The sequence below is a fragment of the Turicibacter sp. GALT-G1 genome (genome assembly GCF_025594995.1).
Classification (GTDB): domain Bacteria; phylum Bacillota_I; class Bacilli_A; order MOL361; family Turicibacteraceae; genus Turicibacter; species Turicibacter bilis.
Genome location: NZ_JAMQUS010000044.1, coordinates 85,638 through 108,253, shown reverse-complemented (window position 1 = coordinate 108,253; position 22,616 = coordinate 85,638). Strand labels below are relative to the sequence as shown.

Here is a 22,616-nt window from a genome sequence, read left to right as displayed (position 1 = left end):
CTATTTTGTGGACGAAAAAAGGACCGATTCAAAGCCCTTTATTGGGATAAAGACGGTTTTATCTTATTATATAAACGGATTGAGAAGGGTAACCTTCAATAGCCAAGAAACCAAGAAGAAGTCAAAAATTTAACCCATCAGGAGCTTCGTTGGCTACTTGAAGGCTTATCTATTCAACAACCTAAAGCTATCAAACCAGCTCAAACAGGATGTCTGATTTAAATCATTATAAAATGGTAATAAAACCTGTATTTTCTATTTGATTTTGGGCATACTAAGCCTAACATGAATCATTTAGAAAAAGAGGTGGCACCGTTGAGTACGTTTGAATCGAAACTAATCAAAGAAAATCAGAACCTATTAAAAAAATTGGATCAACAAACTCAACGAATCACTGAACAAGATCAACAAATTAAACAATTAACTGAACAGGTTGAGTTTTTAACAAAAAAGCTTTATGGATCCTCAAGCGAGAAAACTAAAGTTGATCCCAATCAACTCTCACTTTTTGAGGATCCTCATTTAGAAAACCACCAAACAAAGATTGAACCAACAGAAGAAATCACGTATCGCCGCCGTAAGGCATCTGGTCGTAAAGCCGAGCTAACAAAAGATTTACCCGTTGAAGAAATTCACTGTGAGTTACATGGTGAAGATTGTACATGTGACCAGTGTGGTCAAAAGATGAAACCGATGGGAAAGAAACTCATTCGCGAAGAGGTCTGCTTTATCCCAGCGAAACTATTTAAAAAAGTTTACTATTCACACGCTTATAAGTGTGATTGTCATGATGACTCCTATGAAACACAGCCGATTCAATGTGCTGAAGTCCCTAAAGGACCGATCCAAAGAAGCTTAGCAGGACCTAGTGTTCTTGCCTGGATGATTCATCAAAAATACGAATTAAGTCTTCCGCTTTATCGCCAAGAAAAGGAATGGAAGACGTACGGATTACAATTAAGTCGACGCACGATGGCGAATTGGATGATAACGGTGGCGAAGGATTGGTTGCGCCCACTTTACGATTATTTCGCCAAAATCTTGGTAAAAGAAGAAGTTCTTCATGCCGATGAAACGCACTATCAAGTGTTAAATCGAATGGATGGACGTGACGCAACATCTCAGGCACGAATCTGGTTAATTCAAACAGGTAAAGAATGCGAAACACCCATCGTTTATTATCACGCAGATTTAACTCGTGCAAGAGTCGTCGCTGAACAATTACTCGATGGATTTAAAGGCTACCTGCATTGTGATGGGTATTCCGGATATAAGAACTTACCGAATATTGAATTAGTGGGGTGTTGGGCTCATGCACGCCGCAAATTTAAGGATGTACCAGGGAAGAATGGAAAAGCTAAACAAGCTATTGACTACTGTAACCAACTTTTTAAGATTGAACGAGAACTTCAGGAATTATCGCCTGAGGAGCGTTATGAGCAACGTCAGTTACAGGTCAAGCCAGTGATAGAAGCTTTTTATGACTTTCTAGGTAGCTTCATCCCAATGAAAGGTAAGTTGCAAACTGCGGTTCACTATGTTTTGAATCAAAAGAAAGAACTGATGGCCTTTTTGAAAGATGGACGATTAGAAGCATCGAATAATCGTGCCGAACGCGCCATCAAAACCGTGGTTATTGGACGGAAAAATTACTTATTTTCAACAAGCTTAGCAGGGGCTGAAGCCAATGCGATTATCTATAGTGTGATTGAAACAGCGAAAGAGCACGGCTTAAATGTTTATAAATATTTAACTTAATTATTTGAACACCTACCAAATGTTGAGTTTTTAATGAAACCAAAGCTCTTGGAGGACTTTTTACCATGGGCAAAAAAGGTTCAAGAACATTGTAAAGGAATCTAAAAGAAAAGAGACCTCATCTGTAATTCCAGTATACAGGTGAGGTCTCCTTTTTTCTATACGTGTTATTATTACCCGCTTACGAATTAAGTCGAAAAAATGATATAATAGAGGAGATATTTTATTAAAGTATAAGGGGAGCTATATGAGTCGATATTTTAATCAGCAAGAAGTCGAATTACTTGCGCCGGCAGGAAATTTTGAAATTTTCAAGCAGATTCTTCATAGTGGAGCAGATGCGTTCTATTTAGGTGGAAAAATTTTAAATATGCGTTTGCACCGTAAAGATTTTAATTTTTCAAATGATGAGATTGTCGAAGCAATTCAGATGGCACATGAACTTGGAAAGAAAGTTTATGTCACAGTAAATAATTTATTAAGCTCTGAAGATCTGCTAGAAACAGAGCATTATTTACGTTTCTTAGAATCAGCAGCTCCAGATGCGATTATTGTACAAGATATGAGTATTATTGCGCTCGTTCAGAAGTTAAAGTTAAACTTAAATATTCATGCATCAGTCATGATGAATGTTCATAACTTAGAGACGATTAAAAAGTTACGTGAACTAGGTGTGACGCGTGTAGTAACATCACGAGATATTGACTTAAATACTGTCAAATTATTCTCCGCCCAAACAGATATGGAGTTTGAGTACTTTGTTCATGGTGATATGTGTGTAGCACATGGTGCACAATGTACATATAGTGGGATTTTGTTTGGAAATAGTAGTAATCGTGGACGATGTATGAAGCCTTGTCGTTGGGGATATAAAATTAATCACGGGAATTTACAATATAATACAACTTTCCCAATGGCAGTGAAAGATATGTATATGTACGAGCATATTCCAGAATTAATTGATGCGGGAGTTGTTTCATTTAAGATTGAAGGGCGTATGAGAGATGCTGAGTATTTAATTGGGATTATTAATAGTTATCGAGATGCGATTGATCGATACATTGATGATCCTATCTTCTATGACCGTAAAAAAGAATCTCAGACATTATTTAATAATCGCAAACGTGATTTTTCGACAGCTTATGCGTTTGGAAAACCAGGTTTAAGTAATATTAATGAACGTTATGAGGGAACTGGGAAGTTTTATAGTACGGGGAAAGTCTTTAGTAAACCAGTCAATGAGCTTGATCTAACACAGAAGCGTGTCGAAGAAATTCAAGGGGCATTCACTATTGAGGAAGTCTCGCATCATCAACCAATATTAAGTGTAAAAGTAAATAACTACGCTGCTGCTTTAATGGCCATTGAAGAGGGCGTCGATTATATTTATTTATCCGGAGAGGTTTTCCAACCTAATTTACCGTTTAGTAAAAAGGAAATTAAAGATTTAACTTCACAAAAAGGACAATCAAAAATATATTTAGGATTACCGACCATGATGTATGAGGATGATTTTGCAAGATATCAACATTTATTGACGGATCAAGATTTAGGAATTGATGGACTACTCGTGACAAACTTAGGAAGCATGCATAAGTTTGGGTCATTAGGATATTCAATGCGAGGGGACCATGGCTTAAATATCTATAATGCAATTGCAGCTAACTTTTATCAGCAATTAGGTTTAAGCACAGGAACTATTTCAAATGAGTCACCAGTTAAAAATACAAAAGAATTAGTGACTCAAACTCAATTACCGATGGAAATGGTTGTTCATGGTTCACCAGTTGTCATGTATATGAGTCATGATTTATATGAAAATACAAAAGTTATGGCACCAAGTGAACAGAAAGGGCGTCAGTATCAAGATGCCAGACCATTACTTTTAATTGATGATAAAAATAATGAACATCCTGTTTATCGCGATAATAAAGGAAATAATCACATGTTATTATCAAAAGAATTGTGTTATTTACCATTATTAAAATCACTTCATGAATTAGGTGTAAAGACATTTAGAATTGAAGGATGTCATTATGAATTAGAGACGTTAAGAATGATTGTTCAAACGTATAAAAAAGCAATTACAAATTTAGAAGAGTGTCAGAATCTATTTGAATCATTAAACTATGATCATTTAGGGTTTACGCTTGGAGCATTAAATTTTAATTAAGGAGAGGTCATTAATGATTGGTGCTAATCAAATAATTGAGAAAAAGAAAGAATTCTTACTTCCGTCATCTCATCGTAATCACTTTTATGCGAATGCTCCCCAAATCGTAAAAGGAAGTATGCAATTTTTATATGATGATCAAGGAAAAGAATATTTAGATTTCTTTGCGGGTGTTTCGGTGATGAACTGTGGGCATTGTAATCCAGAAATTTTAGAAAAGACGATTCAACAAATGCAAACCTTACAGCATACGACGATTATTTATTTAACAGAGGAAATGGTTCAGTTAGCTGAGAAACTTGCTTCGGTCTTACCGGGTGATTTACGACGTTCATTTTTCTGTTGTACAGGTTCTGAAGCAAATGAAGGGGCAATGTTACTTGCACGTTTATATACAGGAAAAAATGAGTTTATCGCGTTAGAGAATGGCCTACATGGACGTACCTACTTAACGATGAGTGCAACAGGAATACCAATGTGGCGAGCAGATCCAGATTTATCACCTAAGGTTCACTTTGCAAAAACGGTGTGGGATAGTAACACTGATTTAGAACAAGCTGCAAAAGCGTCAATTGAAAGCATCAAAGAAATTATTCAAACACGTGGTGCTAATCATATGGCAGCGCTAATCGCAGAACCGATTCAAGGGAATGGGGGAATTATTACTCCACCTGCTTGGTACTTTAAAGAGTTAAAACAATTATTAGAAGAGCATGGAATTTTATTAATTATTGATGAAGTTCAAACTGGATTTGCACGAACTGGTAAAATGTTTGCGATTGAGCATTACGATGTGGTGCCTGATATTATGACAGTGGCTAAAGCGTTAGGAAATGGGATGCCAATTTCAGCATTCTGTACGACGGATGAAGTAGCAAAGGCTTTTACTAAACCATCGGCATCGACATTAGGGGGAAATCCTGTTTCATCTGCGACTGCGCTTGCCGTGCTTGATTATATTGAAAAATATGAGTTATGTGAGACAGCCGCTCATTTAGGAGAGATGTTAAAAGAGGGACTCATTGCTCTTCAAGCTAAATATTCATTAATTAAAGATGTTCGTGGCATCGGATTAATGTTAGGGGCGGAGCTAGTTAAAGAAGACGGACAACCCGCTTCAGAGGAAACGGATGTCATTTTAGAAAAGTTAAAGGATCGTGGGATTATCGTTGGAAAGAATGGATTAAATCGAAATGTATTAGCCTTCCAACCGCCACTAGTCATTACGGAAGCAAATGTTCAAACATTACTTCATGAGTTAGATGAGGTATTAGCAGAACTTCAATAAAAGGATAGAGAGTACTCTTAAACTGAGTACTCTTTTTTCTAACAACCTATTCTAAAAGATAATGGCATGATATAATTTAAAGATGGAAAGGTACTCAAGTGGCTCAAGAGGATGTCTTGGAACGGCATTAGGACGAGAAATCGTCGCGAGGGTTCGAATCCCTTCCTTTCCGCCAGTATGAAAATAATATGAGAGGTTCATAATCGATCATTAGGATAAATAAAGGTGTGATTGAAACGTGTCAACGATAAAAGAGGTAGCCAAACGAGCTGGTGTCTCGGTTGGAACTGTCTCGAAAGTAATTAATAATATTGAAGTAAAGCCAAAAACGAAACAAGCGGTTGAATTAGCCATCAAAGAACTAAATTATCAACCGAATGTCTACGCACGTGGTTTGAAAGTCAGCCGTACGCATACGGTAGCACTCATTTTACCAACCGTCTGGCATCCTTTCTTTGGTGAATTGGCTTATAACATTGAAAAAAATTTAAGACAACATCAGTATAAAATGATTCTTTGTAATTCCGAAGGCGACTATTTGACTGAATTATCTTATCTGACGATGGCAAAACAAAATCAAGTGGATGGGATTATTGCGATTACATACAGTGATATTGAACATTATGTTTCATCTAATCTCCCATTGATTAGCATTGACCGCTTTTTTAATGATGAAGTGCCTTATGTGAGTAGTGATAACTTCTTAGGTGGCCAGTTAGCCGCAAAACATTTAGATGAAGCGGGATGTCAATCACTGTGTTTTATCGGAGCTGGTTCTAAGAAAGAAAATACAACAAGGAATCGAAAAAAAGGATTTATTGATTACTGCGAAAAATATCAAAAGACCTATGAGATCTTTGATTTAATTGGCAGTCAATCTGAGTTTCATGAGAAAATGGAGCAGTTTTTACTAGAAAAAATTATTAAAGAACATTCAATTGATGGAATCTTTGCCGTAACAGATGCCTATGCTTTAGAAGTGATTAATTTTTTAGAAAAACATCAAATTTCAATTCCAGATGACGTACAGATTATTGGTTTTGATGGGGTGAAATCCTCTAAACATGATCAAATTGAAATTTCAACGATTCGTCAACCGATTGAAGAGATAGCTAAAGAGAGTGTTGCAGCAATCATTCATTTGATTAATAAAGAAACGATTGAAAAAGAAATTCTTTTACCTGTACACTTTATCCAAGGGAATACAACGAAACGACAAAAAGACAGCTAATCGAAAAAAGAGGCTGTCTTTTTTTATGGATTAGATTCTGAGTAACTTTCCTATACATAGTGAGCGTGTTATTGATGATTTTTGAATGACGGTTGCTTAATATATACAAATAGATTTATAGAATATCAGACTTAGTATCATTAAACATGTTTCAATCAGATCGCTTCTTATAGAATTAATCGTCATTAAAGTGAAAGATACTATGAAAAAAGTAAGAACGGATAGAACTTAGACTAAATGAAAATATTTTTTGAAAACGTTAAAAAAATGTTGACGGTTACAAAAAAATATATTATGATTATACCATAGAAAGTGAAACGTTTCATTTTTAAGTGAATGAGTAGTTTCTTTTTTTAGGAATAAAAATGAAACGTTTCATTTTTATATAAGGAGGAATCAGTATGGCAAATAATCAATACCTTGAAGCTGCAAAACAAATTGTTGCTTTTGTAGGTGGGGAAAACAACGTCATTCGTGTTGCAAGTTGTGCCACACGTTTACGAGTTGTTGTAAAAGATGATAAAAAAATTGATGTTGATCAAATTGAAGCAATGGATCTTGTTAAAGGAACATTTAATAATGGAGGGCAATTTCAAGTTATTTTAGGAACGGGGATTGTGGATCAAGTTTATCGTGAGTTTGTGCAAGTAACTAATATTCAAGAAGTTAGTAAAGAAGAATTAAAAGAAGCAGCTGGATCAAAGTTAAATGTCTTCCAACGTATGCTAAAATCGTTAGCTGATGTGTTTGTTCCTATTTTACCAGCTTTAGTTGCTGCTGGTTTATTAATGGGATTAAATAACGTCTTAACGGCACAAGGGTTATTCATTGAAGGGAAGTCTTTAGTTGAAGCTTATCCGCAAACGGCCGATTTAGCTGAGATGATTAACTTATTCTCAAATGCAGCCTTTACGTTCTTACCAGTGTTAATTGGATTCTCAGCGACTAAAATTTTTGGAGGAACACCCGTTCTTGGGGCTGTTATTGGGGCAATCATGATTCATCCAGATTTATTAAATGGATATGATTATGGACAAGCCTTATTAGATGGTACAGTTCCAGCATGGAATATTTTTGGTTTTGAGATTGCAAAAGTAGGTTATCAAGGAACGGTATTACCAGTTATCGTATCATCATTTGTTTTAGCTAAGATTGAACAACGATCACGTAAAATTGTACCAGCAATGTTTGATAACATCATTACACCATTAGTTTCAGTGTTATTAACGGCAGCTTTAACATTTATCATCATTGGACCTGCAATGCGCGTGGTAGGAGATGGACTAACAGAAGCTGTAATGTGGTTATTCTTTAGCTTAGGCCCAGTCGGGGGAGCAATCTATGGTGTAGCTTATCCATTATTAGTAATTACAGGGATGCATCACTCATTAGTAACTGCTGAGACGCAAATTTTGGCCAATATCGGAACATTAGGCGGGTCACCAACCTTTGCGGTTGTTGCAGCATCAAATGTGGCGCAGGGAGCGGCTGCTTTAGCCGTGATGTATCTCATGAAGCGTAATGCAAAGATGAAGAGCTTGGCTTCAGCAGCTGGAGTATCTGCTTTACTTGGAATTACAGAACCAGCGGTGTTTGGGGTTAACTTAAAGTTTAAATATCCGTTTATTGGAGCTTTAATTGGTTCGGCTGTTGCCTCTGCTTACTGTACGTTTATGCAGGTTTTATCAGTTTCTCCTGGACCAGCAGGAATTCCTGGAGTTATTGTGATTCGTCCAGAATCAATGATCCAATACATGGTGACTTTAGTAATCGCATTTGTGATTGGATTCATTGCGACAGTGATTTTAGCCAAATTATTTAACAAAAAACAAAATGTTTAATTAACAAAATGACTGCTTTAATTTCTTTGGAGATTAAAGCAGTTTATATTAGTAAGAATAAAATAAAACGATTACTTTTTTAAGGAGTGTGCAGAAGATGGAGTGGACGAGAGAACAGCGTTATCGACGCATCGAAGAGGTATCAAAAGAAGAGTATGATGCATTAAAACAGCAGGTTAGTCAGTGTTGTTACCGACAAACATATCATAATCAACCAATTACAGGTTTATTAAATGATCCGAATGGATTTAGTTACTTTAACGGGGAATATCACATGTTCTATCAATGGTTCCCATTAGGTCCTGTACATGGGGTGAAGTATTGGTATCATACGACATCAACGGATTTAGTTCATTGGAAAGATTGTGGGATTGCTTTAGAACCCGATCGTTCTTTTGATAGTCATGGTGTATTTTCCGGGACAGCGATTGAACATGATGAAAAATTATATTTAATGTATACAGGGAATGCGCGTGATGAAGAGTGGGTTCGTTATCCAACACAATGTTTAGCAATTATGGATAAAGAAGGGCATATTGAAAAATATCCAAAGCCTGTGATTAAGGCTGCGCCTGAAAATGTAACCGAGCATTTTAGAGACCCTAAAGTTTTCAAGATTGATGAATCATTTTATTGCTTAGTTGGAGCTGAAATAGATGATCATCAGGGAACAGTCGTTTACTATGAGTCAAAAGACCTGATTCATTGGAATTATAAAGGAGAAGTTAAGACCCAGTTTAAAGGGAACGGCTTTATGTGGGAATGCCCAGACTACTTTACACAAAATGGTAAAGGTGTTATGATTATATCGCCTCAGGGAATGGAACCGGAAGGAGATAAATATCAAAATATTTTCCAATCAGGGTATTTAATTGGTGAAGAAATTAATTGGGAAAATGGCGTATTTAACCATGGATCATTTACAGAGTTAGATCGCGGATTTGAATTTTATGCTCCTCAGACAATGCTTGATCCAAAAGGTAGACGCATTTTAGTTGGTTGGTTTGGACTCCCAGGTATTGATTGTGTGAGTGATGAATCTGGTTGGGCGCACTGTTTAACACTACCTCGTGAGCTAGAAGTAGTAGGTGATAAATTGTTACAAAGGCCAGTAAAGGAATTACAACAGCTACGAGGGAATCGTGTTGAGGTGAGTACTCACTTACAAAATGAAGTGAAGTCATTTATCGGATTTAATGGACAAGTCTATGAATTATTCTGTGAGTTTAGTGAATTTGAAGCTCAGGAACTAGGGGTTAAGCTTCGTACGAGCCAAGAAGAAGAAACGCTCTTCTATTATGATACACAGAATAAAAAGCTAGTCTTAGATCGTTCGAAATCAGGTCGTACTTGCGGAGACGAATTTGGATCACAACGTAAATGTGAATTCGAGACAGACAAGTTAACGCTACAAATTTTTGTTGATACATCATCAGTTGAAATTTTCGTTAATGATGGACAGGAAGTCTTCTCGACACGAATTTTCACGAAAGAGGAAAGTACAGGAATTGAATTCTTTACAGATGGAACAGCAAAATTAGAGGCAAAAATCTGGGAACTAAATAAGTAAGAAGAGGTGTAAATATGGCAAAAGTAATCTGTCCTGGTGAAGTATTAATTGATTTTATTTCACTTGAAAATGGAAAAAAGTTAGTTGATGTTGAAAAATTCCAAAAAAAAGCTGGGGGGGCGCCAGCAAACGTTGCAACTGCTCTTGTGAAATTAGGGGCATCAGCTGAATTTGTAGGAGCTGTTGGAAAAGATTCATTCGGAAAATTTTTAATTGAAACATTAGAACATTATAAAGTTGGAACGTCACATGTGATTGAAGATCCTAATTTAGGAACAACGATTGCTTATGTTTCAATTGATGAAGACGGAGAGCGTGATTTCGAGTTTATGCGTGGTGCAGATGGAAATATTTCACCTCAACAAATTAATTTCGAAGCATTTAATGATTGCAAAATTGTTCACTTAGGTAGTGCGACAGCTTTACTTGGAGCTCAATTATATGAGGTTTATCAAGCCTTTATTGATTTTGCAACTAAAAATGATAAATTTATCTCATTTGATCCAAACTATCGTGATGCCTTATATCATGATAAGCAAGCGTTATTCGTGAAACATTGTAAAGAAGTCATTAAACATGTAGACTTAATTAAAGTGTCTGAAGAAGAAGGACAAATTATTACAGGCGAAGAAAATCACGAGAAAATGATTGCTGCCCTACATGCATTAGGAGCAAAAATTGTTACCTTAACATTAGGTAAAGAAGGATCATTAGTTTCAATTGAAAAAACATATAAGGTTGAAAGTATGCCAGTTAAGATGATTGATTCGACTGGAGCAGGAGATGCGTTTATTGGAGCATTATTATCTCAAATTGCGAATTTAGAGCAACCAAAAAGTATTCTAACTGATGAAGCAATGTTAGTTGACTTTACGAAAAATGCGAATAAAGTTGGGGCCTTAACAACGACTAAATTAGGCGCTTTAGATTCCATTCCATCATGGGATGAAATTACAGCCTAGTATTATAGATGATGTCAAAAAAGAAGGAATCGCGAGACTTAATAGTAGATAAAATTTAATAGTAAGAGAAGTAATCTAAGTTAAAGATTACTTCTCTTTTTTATGCCTTTTGATACGTTTAAGAAAAGTGTGCATGTTTTCAAGGCATATTTCTCTTTCATTGAAATAGGATGTAGTGAAGTCGTATTGAATGAAGTAGGAGGAGACACTATGGAAAGAAATTTTAAACGTATTAGAATTGTTGTTGTTCAGCCTGATGAGCAAGTTTATTTTGATCGATATTATACTGATCCATTAGTAGCCATGGATAAGTTTAATTACTTTTGTAAACTGGCGAAAATTAATTACCCACAAGAGGTTGAGTTCGCGATGGAACGGACCGCTTTATATAATGAAATGACGGCATATTTTCCATATAACGAAATTAATCCATCGAATCAATCAGGTTTTGTTCAAGTCTCGATGTATTTTGAGGTCGATCGTTTACAAGTCGTAGATTTATAGCCGTATTACATATTTCTCGTCGGATTCTCATATAATGTAGCAAGCAAGAGTGAACTAATGGGGGATGAGGTGAATGAGACATTTAAATCCGACGTTATATGAAGTTATTTATGATTGGTTTCATCAATTACCTATGGATTATGAAGCTAAAAAAGAAGGAAATACTCATGATAATTTAAAAAATACTCAAGAGGCGATTATTGCTTGTTTAGTAGAGCAATTTCCAAAAAGTTATCGTGAGGCTTATGAAGTTTATCAGGATTTATTTAGTCAAATTGATATTTTTTCAATTTATGATGAGCTAGAAGAGATTAATGTGTTAGCTTTAGCAACGGGTTCTGGTGGGGATGTCTTTGGTTTTATTCATGCCTGTGAATCTTTTCTGAGGGGAAAACGAATCAATATTTTTACAGTAGAAGGAAATAAAGATGCGTTACGAAGCCAAATCAATTTATTTCGGCAACATATTCAATTAAACTTAGTAGAAAATGACATTAATCTAATTCCGATTCCAGTTGTGATTGAACCTGGTTTTGTTCAGGTGATGACTGAATTGAAAAAGCGCTGTTTTAAAGCTTACGGCGTACAAAAATTTGATTTAATTCAAAGTTTTAAGTGGATGAATGAGCAATCGATTCGAGGACGATTACGCTTTTATGATTTATACACTTGGATTAATGACTGGTTATTACCTGATCGATTAGCTGTTATTTTAGAGGATGCAAGCCCTGTTTCGAACCATAAATGTGATCAACAAGTCTCAATGCGAGCAATTAATGATTTTGTCTTTTTTTGCAAACATCAATGGCGTAAAAATCAATTGGTGGCCTTAACGCCAACACCTTGCATTGCAAGAAAGCTAAATGGGAATAAAGCCATGCAGTGTCGAGGGTGTAGTGGATGTTATGATGAGATGGAGGCGTATATAAAATTAGCTGATCAAAAATCATATTCTTGGCAAAGTAATTGTGTGTTCGTAATGAAGTTAGCAACTGGGGAGCTTGGACAAAGATTAGCTGCCAACTTACAAGATGAAAGTGTCGGTTATCAGACTGCTACTCATATTGGTGAACATCCGAATCGCTTTTGTACACTAGATGCGAAAGTATCAGCGGATCAACAAGCAAATGCTTTTATCATTAATCAACGTTTGTAAAAAAGTTAGTGCTATATTATGAATAGCACTAACTTTTTTTGTTGAGAAAAAGTCAATTTAAGCACATAGCTTAGTCAAATTTCATAACTTATGTTAGATAGAAAGGAGGGATTAGACGATGAGAAATATAGGATTGGTTTTATGTGGTGGAGGGGCAAAAGGAGCATATCAAGTCGGGGTGATACGTGTTCTTGAAGAGTTTGGATTACTTGATGAAGTGCAAGCAGTAGCAGGGGCCTCTATCGGTGGGATAAATGGTGCTTTGTTTTTACAATATACACCTGATGAAATTGAAGAGTTTTGGCTCCGTTGCCCATGGTCATCTGTATTTTCCGTGAGTAAAGAAAATATGAAACGAATGAATCAGATTATTGATTCCATGAATAGACGCCAGCTATCCCCCTTTTTTGGAATGATGAATTTAGTAGGTGTAGCCAATACCGTTGACTTACCTCTTAAACGAACAGGATTTGAGAAAGCCTTTCGTTATTATTTAAATCCAAGTTTAATTCAAAGCAGTGACATTGATTTATATGTCTCTTGTGGGCGAATGAAAACGACGGAGCGACGATTTTTTAAGCTGAATGATTTAAGTTCAAGGGAAATGAAAGATGCCTTGCTTGCGACAACGGCCGTTCCGGGTTTGTATGAACCTGTTTATATAGAGGGAAGTTATTACGTCGATCCAATGAAGTATGAACGTGCACCGGTGCGACCTTTACTGTCAACCGATTGTGAAACGATTATTATTGTATATTTAGATTCACGCTCACGAATTAATCAACCAATGATTGAGGGGAAACGAATTATTGAGATTTTCCCAACTAAAGAGCTCGGTAATGGAATCTATGGTTCTTTTGATTTTAGACCCTCTGTATTGAAGTATTACATGGAATTAGGGAGTGAGGATGCTTACCGTATCTTATATCGTGTCTTAAGGAAAAATCCAAAAGCTCCACATCGAGTGAAGATTACAAATAACTGACTTTATATAAGAAGCAGTCTTTTTTTGTACATCGTAAAATCGATAGATAGCCTACGTATGATGTTTTAAAATGTTAATTTAATGTGCTCAGTATAAATGGTGAATTCATTGCTGTCTCAGTTGATTTAAATACTTTCAACTCGCCTATAATATAGTAAATGATAAATTTGAAGAAGCGGGATAAGGTATGACGAAACAGAGCATGAAATATATTTTTATATTCATTATTGCTGCAATTTTATTTTATCGATTTACAGAGCGCCCACAACTTTTGTATGATTTTTTCAATATATTAGTCCAGATAAGTTTTTTACATGGCAAAAAACTTTTAAGGCCCTAGCAATGAAGAATGAGATTGTCTTTGACAATCTGTCAGGGAACTCAGTATTAAAGTGGATAACCAACTAGGACTGATGGAGAATTGTAAAATACATTTATGTGTCTATATAGGTAAAATTAAATTTATATTTTGGATTGATTGTATGAAGGATAAAAAGAATTTTTTTGAAATTAAACTCTATGTTAAAAACGAAGTCCAATTTAAATGTGTAATCTTGGAATAAATATCTGCTAACTGTATAAAGAAAAGGATTAAATTCATTTTTTTAAAGTAATAACTCAACTTTCTCAGTTGAAAAATAATCATAACTCCTTAATCTTCTAAAGGAGGGCATCTATCGAGTATCGCTCTTGACAATTTATTCTTTTTACTGGATAACATAAAAAAAGACATCCTTTCTGGAAATACTAATGGTAACCAGCCAATAGAAAGGATGTCATCATTATGTTACCACCATTTAAAGAATTTATGCTTTTACCCAAAGAAATGCAAGCAACTTTTTCTGAACTAAAAATCAGTTCCCATTTACGCCAAGCGAACATTAAAAAATCTAAGGGGTTCTCTTGTCTTTACCTCTTTACGTTGATTTTTCTATTAACTTTTCATCATAGAACGTGGTTTCAATCAAAATTCTGTGATCGTAAAGCTTCTGATTTACCAGGAAAAGATGTGGTCTACCGCTTTTTAAGTACCTCTACTTACAATTGGCGTCGATTCTTGCTTTCTTTAAGCCCTTACGTGATTTCACTTTGTACGAAACTCACAACGGATGATCGTGTTAATGTTTTAATTGTAGATGACTCTTTATTTGAACGTCATCGTAGTAAAAAAGTAGAGCTACTTTCAACGGTTTATGATCATGTCAGTCATAAGTACCTAAAGGGATTTCAACTGTTAACACTTGGGTGGTCAGATGGTTATTCATTTATCCCCTGTAACTTTTCATTAATGGTAAGTGCGAAGAAGTTACTAGTCAATCTTTCATCAGAGATCGATAAACGCAGTAGTGGATATAAGCGTCGTATAGAAGCACTAGTAGATAAACCCACTGCTACGCTAAACTTGGTGAAACAAACGTTATCTCAAGGTATAGCAGCTGATTACCTCTTAATGGATTCGTGGTTCACAGAAGCTCCCTTAATTAAAGAAGTGATGAATGAGGGGCTTGATGTCATTGGGATGGTTAAAAAGACTTCTAAACGATTTTATCAGTATAAAGGAAAGAAATTCCCACTTCAAACATTGATAACACACTGTAACGTCAATCAAAAGATATTTTCTCATCAAGAGGGAAGTCTAGGATCCATTCAAGTTAAATTAAATAACGGCATTCCAGTTAAAATCGTCTTCATTCGTCATCAAAAATATAAAACAGAGTGGTTAGCGATTTTAAGTACAAACACAAGTTTAAGTGATGAAGAAATCATTAGAATCTATGGTTACCGTTGGGACATTGAAGTGTTTTTTAAGTGCAATAAATCTCACTTAAAATTGAATAAAGAATTTCAATGTCGTTCATATGACTCAATGATTGGACATACAACGATTGTTTTTACACGTTATATCTTTTTAGCGTGGGAGAATCGCAAAACGAATGATCCTAAAACATTAGGAATGATATTTTATGACTACTGTTCAGAAGTCAAAGATGTGGATTTAGAAACAGCATTAAAAGGACTTTTAACGATGGTTCAAGAAATCATCGACCTAGGAGAAAGAGAAATTACAATTAACACAGAAGTAGTAAAAAAACAACTAGACAATTGGATGATGACTTTACCTAATTACATCAAGGGGTTATTGGGTTTTTCGTTGTGCGAAAGTTGAGGTAATAAGAAATCGCTTGGTGTAGATAAATAGTTTTCCTTACTTGTTGTAATCTAATAGTAGAATGAGTTAAAATCCCTATAAAATCAATAATTTTAACAAAAAAGGTAATTGATTCTACTATTCTATTCTTAATATGAAATAAAATCGTTTTCGTAAAGAGATTTGTAGAAAATATGTTTGAAAAAAGTATGAAAAAATGTTATTTTATTAAGGGAATTTTATCTCAAATGAAAGTTAGAAAAATACTAGGATACAAAAATGGAGGAAAGTATATGCAACAGCCACGTATGTTATCAGCTAAAGAGATTGCAAATGAAGTAGTTGAAGTTGGTAAGTATAAAGTATCACGTAAGAATAGTGTCGTTATCATCTCAGGGATGTTAGCTGGATTATTCATCGCCTTAGGGTACACAGTATATTTATTAGTATATGGACAAATGGAAAACCATTTTGTCGGGAAGCTTATTGGAGCATTCTTATTCCCAGTTGCTTTAATTTTAATTTTATTAACAGGAGCAGACTTATTTACTGGTAATACATTAATCGGTAAGGCGTATTTCAAAAAAGAAGTAAAACTATCAGCGTTTATTAAAAACTTAGCTTTAGTTTGGATTGGAAACTTATTAGGGACTTTATTAGGAGTTGCCTTATTAACAGGTGCACATTTATTTACTAATGGTGTTGATCCAGGAGTAGCAGATAGTATTCGTCATATTGCTGAAGTAAAAATCAATACTTTATCAACTTCAGAAGTCTTTTTCCGTGCAATTCTATGTAATATCTTAATTGCAGGTGGGGTATATGTTGCTTATGCTGCTAAAGATGTTGCTGGTAAATGTATTTTAAATATTATCGTTGTTGCAGTATTCGCAATTATGGGTGTAGAACACTGTATCGCGAATATGTTTGTCTTATCAATGGCTAAAGTATTAGGTGCTGATATTTCTTATGCAGGTATGGCATGGAACATATTCATTGCAACAATCGGTAACATTATTGGTGGATTTGTCATTGTTGTTCCTTATTACTATAACTTCATCCATAGTTACAAAAATAGACAACACTAATTTAAAATAGTTTGTAAGGTATTAATTCAAATAAAGATTTGGATTAATACCTTTTTTTAAGTTTATAAATAGAACTAACGTTTGTTTTTGTCCTCTTTTTAGACAGCTGTTTTTATGTTATAATGAAGCGATAAAGAGGTGATGTCGATGTTTGCATATTTAAAAGGATATGTTGCTTATAGTGGAAAAGATTTTGTGGTGATTGATGTGAATGGTATAGGGTATAAAGTTTATACAGCTAATCCATATGAGTTTAGAAAGGAAGAAGAGGTTCAAGTATTTACGCATCAAGTCGTATCAGAAAATGATATGAGCTTATATGGATTTAAAACAATGGAAGAGCATGATTTATTTATTAATTTAATTAGTGCCCGTGGAATTGGGCCAAAAACAGCATGTGCAATTTTGGCGATGAAGGATATGAGTGGTTTACGTCAGGCTATTGAGAATGGGGATGCAAAATATTTATGTAAGTTCCCTAAAATTGGGCCGAAGACAGCTCAGCAAATTATTTTAGATTTAAAAGGAAAATTAGTTGTTCCTGATGCTGCTTTATTTATGAATAACAGCTTAGCAGAAGCTCTTGAAGCATTACAAGCATTAGGGTATGGTGATAAAGAGTTAACAAAAGTTAAGACTGCATTTAAAGATATTGATGCTTCAGTAGATGAGATTATTAAAAAAGGTTTACAATTACTTGTTAAATAATTAAGGTAGGGATTTAGAATGGGGGATAAACAACGAGTTAATCCATTTGCAATTGGAGGAGCTTTTGTTCAGTATTGCATCGATCATCATATTTTAGAGGTCGAAATTTTAGGAAATGACATTAAATATTATCTCACTGAAAAGGGTGAACAAACATTAGAAAGTCAGTTTGGTATTGTTTTAACATCTTGTGCAAAAATAAATGAATGAGAAAGTAGGTAGGAGCATGACAGAAGAACGCTTAGTGACACCTGATGAAATGATGGAGGATGAGTCAGAGTTAAGTTTACGTCCAGAACGATTAAATCAGTATATTGGTCAAACAGCTGTTAAAGAAAATTTGCGTATTTTTATTGAAGCTGCTAAAAATCGTAATGAATCATTAGATCATGTTTTATTATTTGGACCTCCTGGACTTGGGAAAACAACTTTAGCAACAATTATCGCGAATGAGATGGGGGTTAATATTAAAACAACTTCAGGTCCAATGATTGAACGTAGCGGGGATTTAGCTGCCATTTTATCGGTTCTAGAACCAGGTGATGTTTTATTTATTGATGAGATTCATCGTTTACCAAAAAGTATTGAAGAGGTTTTATATCCGGCGATGGAAGATTATGTACTAGATATTGTGGTAGGAAAAGATGAGTCAGCACGTTCGATTCGTGTAGACTTAGCACCATTTACGTTAGTTGGAGCGACGACACGTGCAGGAGATTTATCAGCTCCACTTCGTGATCGCTTTGGTGTGATTAATCGTCTTGAATACTATAATGAAGAACAGTTACAATCAATTGTTAAGCGAACAGGAATCGTTTATGAAACTCCAATTGATGATCAAGCATCACTTGAGCTAGCGCGCCGTTCACGTGGAACACCACGTATTGCGAATCGATTATTCCGTCGTGTGCGTGATTATGCGCAAGTGATGGGAGATGGAGTGATTACGCATGATATTGCCCAGTTAGCCCTAGATCGTTTGGACATTGATTCATTAGGTCTTGATTATGTCGATCATAAATATCTAATGGGGATTATTGAACGCTTTGGTGGAGGGCCTTGTGGAATTGAAGCGATTGCTGCGTCAATTGGGGAAGAGCCACAAACGCTTGAAGATGTTTATGAACCCTATTTACTTCAATTAGGATTTATTAAGCGAACACCACGTGGTCGTGTTATCACACCACAAGCCTGTGAACATTTAAAGGTACCATATCCGTTAAAATAAAGATTGAAAAATGAGGATATTTGGTAGATAATTTATAAAGAGCTTTAAATTTTGCAACATAGAAAGTTGGTGTGTTATGCGAGTAGAACAATTCGATTTTGAATTACCTGAAGAATTAATCGCACAGACTCCGTTAAAAGATCGCGATACATCGCGCTTAATGGTTTTAAATAAAAAAACGGGTGAAGTTAACCATGAAGTTTTTCATGATATCATCAATCATTTGCGCCCAAATGATACGTTAGTTTTAAATAATACGAAAGTCATGCCGGCTCGTTTAATTGGACAGAAGCCTGATACAGGAGCTAGTATTGAAGTATTGCTTTTAAAACAAGAAGAGCAAGATTGTTGGGAAACGCTCGTGAAACCGGCAAAACGTGTGAAAATTGGAACGATTGTTGAATTTGGTGATGGTCGTTTAAAAGCCGAGTGTATCGGAACAGGTGATATGGGGAAACGTATTTTTAAATTCGTTTATGAAGGGATTTTCTACGAAGTATTAGATTCATTAGGCGAAATGCCTTTACCTCCATATATCACAGAGAAATTAGATGATCGTGATCGTTATCAAACGGTTTTCGCGAAAGAAATTGGATCAGCAGCAGCTCCAACAGCAGGGTTACATTTTACGACGGAATTATTAGATCAAATTAAGGCTAAAGGGATTAATATTACTTATGTCACTTTACACGTTGGTCTTGGAACATTCAGACCTGTTTCAGTTGATAGTGTTGAAGAACATGATATGCATGCTGAGTTCTATCAAATGTCTCAAGAGACTGCTGATGTTTTAAATGCGACACATGAAAAAGGTGGACGTATTATTACAGTTGGGACGACATCAACACGTACCCTTGAAACGATTGCACGTGATCATGGGAAATTTATTGCATGTGAAGGATGGACAGATATTTTTATTTATCCACCCTATCAATTTAAAGGGATTGATGGAATGATTACAAACTTCCATTTACCTAAATCAACCTTAATTATGTTAATCTCAGCTTTAGCGGGACAAGAATCAGTGATGAATGCTTACCGTATTGCTGTTGAAGAAAAATATCGTTTCTTTAGTTTTGGAGATGCGATGTTAATTATTGAAGAGTAGCAACTAAGATAGTAAAAGTGAGGTGCCGATCTTGGCGATTAAGTACGAATTAATACATGAATGTAAACAATCAGGTGCGCGCTATGGAAAACTTCATACGCCACATGGAACTTTTGAAACACCTGTTTTCATGCCTGTTGGAACGTTAGCCACAGTCAAAACTTTATCACCAGAAGAATTAGATCAAATGGGAGCTAAAATCATTTTAGCGAATACGTATCATTTATGGTTACAACCAGGTGAGAAAATCGTTGAAGAAGCAGGTGGATTACATAAATTTGAAAACTGGGGTGGAGCGATTTTAACAGACTCTGGTGGATTCCAAGTTTTCAGTTTAAGTAAATTACGTGAAATTACAGAAGAAGGGGTTACGTTCCGTGATCATCGTAATGGAGCTCCATTATTTATGTCACCTGAAATTTCAATCGGTGTACAAAATTCATTAGGGGCTGATATCATTATGTCATTTGATGAATGTCCACCATATCCAGCAACATTTGAATATATGAAAAACTCAGTTGATCGTACCATCCGCTGGGCGGAACGTGGGAAAAAGGCTCATAAAAACCCTGAAACACAAGCTTTATTCGGAATTGTACAGGGAGGAGAATTCCCAGAGTTACGTAAATACTGTGCTGAAAAATTAGTTGAAATGGACTTCCCAGGATATTCAATTGGTGGGGTATCAGTGGGTGAGCCTAAAGATGTTGCTCGCAAAATGATTGAGTATACAGTACCTTATTTACCAAAAGATAAGCCACGTTACTTAATGGGAGTTGGATCACCAGATGATTTAATTGATGGAGCAATTCGTGGAATTGATATGTTTGACTGTGTATTACCAACACGTATCGCTCGTCATGGAACAGCGATGACATCAGTTGGTCGTGTTGTCATTAAAAATAAAGTGTATGAACGTGATTTCACGCCACTAGATCCAAACTGTGATTGCTATACATGTAAAAACTATACACGTTCATATATCCGCCACTTAATTAAGGCCAATGAGTCATTTGGTCAACGTTTAGTATCATATCATAATTTACACTTCTTAATTAATTTAATGGAACAAATTCGTGAGGCAATTCGTAATGACCGCTTATTAGATTTCCGTGAAGAATTCTTTGAACAATACGGAATTAATTTACCAGGATCACGTGGATTTTAATAATGGATGCGGAATCAACCATTAAGTCGTTGGTTGATAAGTATAAAATGATTGGATGAACTCAATATATGAGCTTGATCAATAAAGGAAACGGAGAGATTAAAAATGAATCAAACAGTATTATTAGTGTTACAATTAGTATTATTAGGGGTTATCTTTTACTTCTTCATGATTCGTCCAGAAAACAAGCGTCGTAAAGCTATCGCTACGATGCAAAGTAGTTTAGAAAAAGGGGATCGTGTCGTAACAATTGGTGGGATCCATGGACGTATTCATGCATTAGAACAGGAAACAGTGACGTTAATTAATGATGAAGGTCAAAAATGGATTTTTGAACGTAATGCTATTTCTCGTAAGGTAGAAAAATAATCATAAAAAGAGCACATTAATGTGCTCTTTTTTTATCCATTTAAAAAGCATCTATTCAATTAATGAATGAGATGCTTTTTTGGAAATAGTTTAAGTGACCGATTGAGGATTATCTTTTAGCACTTGGTAAGTTTACCCCAATCATTCCTCCTGTAATACAAACAACAAAGGTGATTAAGCTTCGAATGAAAAACTTTAAGGTTAATGGACTATCAATTCCAATAGTATAGAACATTAGACTTAATAAGACCATCGTTGTTGCTACACCGATTCCAATTAACCAACCTTTTTGTGCAAATTTTTTAGAAATTAAAGTTGTACCGATAAAGAAAATTGCAACGAATGAGGCATAGATTAATTTGTCAAGCACGCCTACTGAAATCCATTCAAAATAAGCAAATGTTGTTATAAGAAGTCCAAGGATGAGGATACTAATAACAATGAATGCAATGCCATGTAGTAAGGCTTTTCCTAGTTTTTCTGACATATTCTCAACTCCCATTACAGTATGTATTCAATAGTAACTGTATGAGAAAAAATTAAAGTTTATGCGGCTTTATACATAAAACAATTAAGTAGATTAAGCGAAAAAGGAGAATTTATGGATTCAAATTGTTATGTTGTGATATATAGAACCACACTTTTTTATATTATCCTATTAATCGTGTTTAAATTAATGGGAAAAAGGGAAATTGGTCAATTAACGTTGCTTGACTTAGTAGTTTCAGTATTAATGGCTGAAATTGCAGCTATGGCGATTGATAACTTAAACCGTCCTATTCATGAGGTATTGTTAGCCATTGGGTTACTTGGAGCCTTGCAGTTTACTTCAGCCTTTATTACCTTACGGTTTAAGAAAGTTCGTGAAATTATTGATGGAAAACCGTCTATTTTAATTCATCAAGGTCGAATTGATTTAGATGAGATGAGAAGACAGCGCTATACCTTTGACGATTTAATGCTACAATTGCGAGCTAATAATATTTCTTCTATTTTTGAAGTTGAATACGCCATTTTAGAGTCGAATGGTCAATTATCTTCCTTTAAACGAGATGATATGAGCTTCTGTCCATTACCTATTATTACATCTGGTGGTTTAGAAAAAGAAAATTTATTAAAAATTCAAAAAACGAAGGAATGGGTGGAAGAAGAATTAGAGAAACAGGGAATTTTTGAAATTAAAGAGGTTTATTATGCAGCGTATGATGGGAAAGAACTTCATTTTTTAACCCGTGAATCATTAAATATGAAAGAAAAAAAACGTCACTAGTCGTAGTGACGTTTTAAAGAATGAGATTGTCATTTGAATTATTCCGTGAATGTTGTTCTT

Annotated in this window: 21 protein-coding genes and 1 tRNA gene; 21 read left to right on the top strand and 1 reads right to left on the bottom strand. The window is 35.2% G+C overall.

Features of this window, described 5'->3' with window-relative positions:
* From tnpB to yajC, 20 genes are all read left to right on the top strand, one after another.
* The coding region (gene tnpB, locus NEH74_RS13700) for an IS66 family insertion sequence element accessory protein TnpB (RefSeq protein WP_411040506.1) at positions 1 to 102 on the top strand (102 nt) is incomplete at its 5' end.
* A gap of 213 nt (positions 103 to 315) precedes the next feature.
* Positions 316 to 1,758 carry an IS66 family transposase gene (tnpC, locus tag NEH74_RS08320; protein WP_262941261.1) on the top strand — a complete coding sequence of 481 codons (1,443 nt, stop codon included), beginning with the start codon at positions 316 to 318 and terminating at the stop codon, positions 1,756 to 1,758.
* A gap of 247 nt (positions 1,759 to 2,005) precedes the next feature.
* Positions 2,006 to 3,931, top strand: a complete 1,926-nt coding sequence (locus NEH74_RS08315) for a peptidase U32 family protein (RefSeq protein WP_055305983.1) — start codon at positions 2,006 to 2,008, stop codon at positions 3,929 to 3,931.
* Between the two features lie 13 nt (positions 3,932 to 3,944).
* Positions 3,945 to 5,219, top strand: coding sequence for an aspartate aminotransferase family protein (locus NEH74_RS08310; RefSeq protein ID WP_055245144.1), 1,275 nt, complete (start codon positions 3,945 to 3,947; stop codon positions 5,217 to 5,219).
* Positions 5,220 to 5,303: 84 nt separating this feature from the next.
* Positions 5,304 to 5,394 (top strand) — tRNA-Ser (locus tag NEH74_RS08305).
* Between the two features lie 63 nt (positions 5,395 to 5,457).
* On the top strand, positions 5,458 to 6,450 hold the full coding sequence (locus NEH74_RS08300) for a LacI family DNA-binding transcriptional regulator (RefSeq protein ID WP_055274742.1): 993 nt from the start codon (positions 5,458 to 5,460) through the stop codon (positions 6,448 to 6,450).
* A gap of 401 nt (positions 6,451 to 6,851) precedes the next feature.
* Positions 6,852 to 8,291 (top strand): sucrose-specific PTS transporter subunit IIBC, encoded by a 1,440-nt coding sequence (locus NEH74_RS08295; protein WP_055305984.1) that lies wholly within the window; start codon positions 6,852 to 6,854, stop codon positions 8,289 to 8,291.
* A 97-nt stretch (positions 8,292 to 8,388) separates the two neighbouring features.
* Positions 8,389 to 9,861 (top strand): glycoside hydrolase family 32 protein, encoded by a 1,473-nt coding sequence (locus NEH74_RS08290; RefSeq protein WP_055305985.1) that lies wholly within the window; start codon positions 8,389 to 8,391, stop codon positions 9,859 to 9,861.
* Positions 9,862 to 9,875: 14 nt separating this feature from the next.
* Positions 9,876 to 10,823, top strand: a complete 948-nt coding sequence (locus NEH74_RS08285) for a carbohydrate kinase family protein (protein ID WP_055305986.1) — start codon at positions 9,876 to 9,878, stop codon at positions 10,821 to 10,823.
* Positions 10,824 to 11,033: 210 nt separating this feature from the next.
* A complete protein-coding gene (locus NEH74_RS08280; protein ID WP_055305449.1) occupies positions 11,034 to 11,327 on the top strand; it encodes a hypothetical protein in 294 nt (97 codons plus the stop codon).
* 73 nt (positions 11,328 to 11,400) lie between these two features.
* The gene (locus tag NEH74_RS08275; protein WP_055305450.1) at positions 11,401 to 12,483 is read left to right on the top strand and encodes a hypothetical protein; all 1,083 of its coding nucleotides are present in this window, start codon (positions 11,401 to 11,403) and stop codon (positions 12,481 to 12,483) included.
* Positions 12,484 to 12,601: 118 nt separating this feature from the next.
* Positions 12,602 to 13,468, top strand: coding sequence for a patatin-like phospholipase family protein (locus tag NEH74_RS08270; protein ID WP_055245259.1), 867 nt, complete (start codon positions 12,602 to 12,604; stop codon positions 13,466 to 13,468).
* A 784-nt stretch (positions 13,469 to 14,252) separates the two neighbouring features.
* Positions 14,253 to 15,635, top strand: coding sequence for a transposase (locus NEH74_RS08265; RefSeq protein ID WP_055305451.1), 1,383 nt, complete (start codon positions 14,253 to 14,255; stop codon positions 15,633 to 15,635).
* Between the two features lie 275 nt (positions 15,636 to 15,910).
* Positions 15,911 to 16,705, top strand: a complete 795-nt coding sequence (locus NEH74_RS08260) for a formate/nitrite transporter family protein (protein WP_055274747.1) — start codon at positions 15,911 to 15,913, stop codon at positions 16,703 to 16,705.
* A gap of 147 nt (positions 16,706 to 16,852) precedes the next feature.
* Entirely contained in the window at positions 16,853 to 17,413 is a 561-nt protein-coding gene (gene ruvA, locus NEH74_RS08255; protein ID WP_055244457.1) for a Holliday junction branch migration protein RuvA, read from the top strand.
* A gap of 18 nt (positions 17,414 to 17,431) precedes the next feature.
* Positions 17,432 to 17,623, top strand: a complete 192-nt coding sequence (locus tag NEH74_RS08250) for a hypothetical protein (RefSeq protein WP_055244458.1) — start codon at positions 17,432 to 17,434, stop codon at positions 17,621 to 17,623.
* Between the two features lie 16 nt (positions 17,624 to 17,639).
* Positions 17,640 to 18,641: a Holliday junction branch migration DNA helicase RuvB gene (gene ruvB, locus NEH74_RS08245; protein ID WP_055244460.1), complete on the top strand. Its 1,002-nt coding sequence runs from the start codon at positions 17,640 to 17,642 to the stop codon at positions 18,639 to 18,641.
* Positions 18,642 to 18,717: 76 nt separating this feature from the next.
* Positions 18,718 to 19,749, top strand: coding sequence for a tRNA preQ1(34) S-adenosylmethionine ribosyltransferase-isomerase QueA (gene queA / locus NEH74_RS08240; RefSeq protein WP_055244462.1), 1,032 nt, complete (start codon positions 18,718 to 18,720; stop codon positions 19,747 to 19,749).
* Positions 19,750 to 19,780: 31 nt separating this feature from the next.
* Positions 19,781 to 20,917 (top strand): tRNA guanosine(34) transglycosylase Tgt, encoded by a 1,137-nt coding sequence (gene tgt / locus NEH74_RS08235; RefSeq protein WP_055244463.1) that lies wholly within the window; start codon positions 19,781 to 19,783, stop codon positions 20,915 to 20,917.
* A gap of 105 nt (positions 20,918 to 21,022) precedes the next feature.
* Positions 21,023 to 21,286 (top strand): preprotein translocase subunit YajC, encoded by a 264-nt coding sequence (gene yajC, locus NEH74_RS08230; RefSeq protein WP_055244465.1) that lies wholly within the window; start codon positions 21,023 to 21,025, stop codon positions 21,284 to 21,286.
* A gap of 109 nt (positions 21,287 to 21,395) precedes the next feature.
* Here the strand turns inward: yajC and NEH74_RS08225 are convergent, their stop codons facing one another.
* Positions 21,396 to 21,773, bottom strand: a complete 378-nt coding sequence (locus NEH74_RS08225) for a TIGR04086 family membrane protein (RefSeq protein WP_055244466.1) — start codon at positions 21,771 to 21,773, stop codon at positions 21,396 to 21,398.
* 189 nt (positions 21,774 to 21,962) lie between these two features.
* Between NEH74_RS08225 and NEH74_RS08220 the strand changes: the two genes are divergently transcribed.
* Entirely contained in the window at positions 21,963 to 22,556 is a 594-nt protein-coding gene (locus NEH74_RS08220) for a DUF421 domain-containing protein (RefSeq protein WP_238580533.1), read from the top strand.
* The last annotated feature ends 60 nt before the right edge of the window (positions 22,557 to 22,616 follow it).

Excerpts from the sequence above, each read along its gene's own strand:
- ruvB (WP_055244460.1), top strand. The coding sequence starts at position 17,640 with ATGACAGAAGAACGCTTAGTGACACCTGATGAAATGATGGAGGATGAG.
- NEH74_RS08285 (WP_055305986.1), top strand. The coding sequence starts at position 9,876 with ATGGCAAAAGTAATCTGTCCTGGTGAAGTATTAATTGATTTTATTTCA.
- NEH74_RS08220 (WP_238580533.1), top strand. The coding sequence starts at position 21,963 with ATGGGAAAAAGGGAAATTGGTCAATTAACGTTGCTTGACTTAGTAGTT.
- NEH74_RS08315 (WP_055305983.1), top strand. The coding sequence starts at position 2,006 with ATGAGTCGATATTTTAATCAGCAAGAAGTCGAATTACTTGCGCCGGCA.
- NEH74_RS08310 (WP_055245144.1), top strand. The coding sequence starts at position 3,945 with ATGATTGGTGCTAATCAAATAATTGAGAAAAAGAAAGAATTCTTACTT.
- NEH74_RS08225 (WP_055244466.1), bottom strand. The coding sequence starts at position 21,773 with ATGTCAGAAAAACTAGGAAAAGCCTTACTACATGGCATTGCATTCATT.
- queA (WP_055244462.1), top strand. The coding sequence starts at position 18,718 with ATGCGAGTAGAACAATTCGATTTTGAATTACCTGAAGAATTAATCGCA.
- NEH74_RS08250 (WP_055244458.1), top strand. The coding sequence starts at position 17,432 with ATGGGGGATAAACAACGAGTTAATCCATTTGCAATTGGAGGAGCTTTT.
- NEH74_RS08295 (WP_055305984.1), top strand. The coding sequence starts at position 6,852 with ATGGCAAATAATCAATACCTTGAAGCTGCAAAACAAATTGTTGCTTTT.
- ruvA (WP_055244457.1), top strand. The coding sequence starts at position 16,853 with ATGTTTGCATATTTAAAAGGATATGTTGCTTATAGTGGAAAAGATTTT.
- NEH74_RS08265 (WP_055305451.1), top strand. The coding sequence starts at position 14,253 with ATGTTACCACCATTTAAAGAATTTATGCTTTTACCCAAAGAAATGCAA.
- NEH74_RS08280 (WP_055305449.1), top strand. The coding sequence starts at position 11,034 with ATGGAAAGAAATTTTAAACGTATTAGAATTGTTGTTGTTCAGCCTGAT.
- NEH74_RS08270 (WP_055245259.1), top strand. The coding sequence starts at position 12,602 with ATGAGAAATATAGGATTGGTTTTATGTGGTGGAGGGGCAAAAGGAGCA.
- NEH74_RS08260 (WP_055274747.1), top strand. The coding sequence starts at position 15,911 with ATGCAACAGCCACGTATGTTATCAGCTAAAGAGATTGCAAATGAAGTA.
- NEH74_RS08290 (WP_055305985.1), top strand. The coding sequence starts at position 8,389 with ATGGAGTGGACGAGAGAACAGCGTTATCGACGCATCGAAGAGGTATCA.
- NEH74_RS08275 (WP_055305450.1), top strand. The coding sequence starts at position 11,401 with ATGAGACATTTAAATCCGACGTTATATGAAGTTATTTATGATTGGTTT.
- yajC (WP_055244465.1), top strand. The coding sequence starts at position 21,023 with ATGAATCAAACAGTATTATTAGTGTTACAATTAGTATTATTAGGGGTT.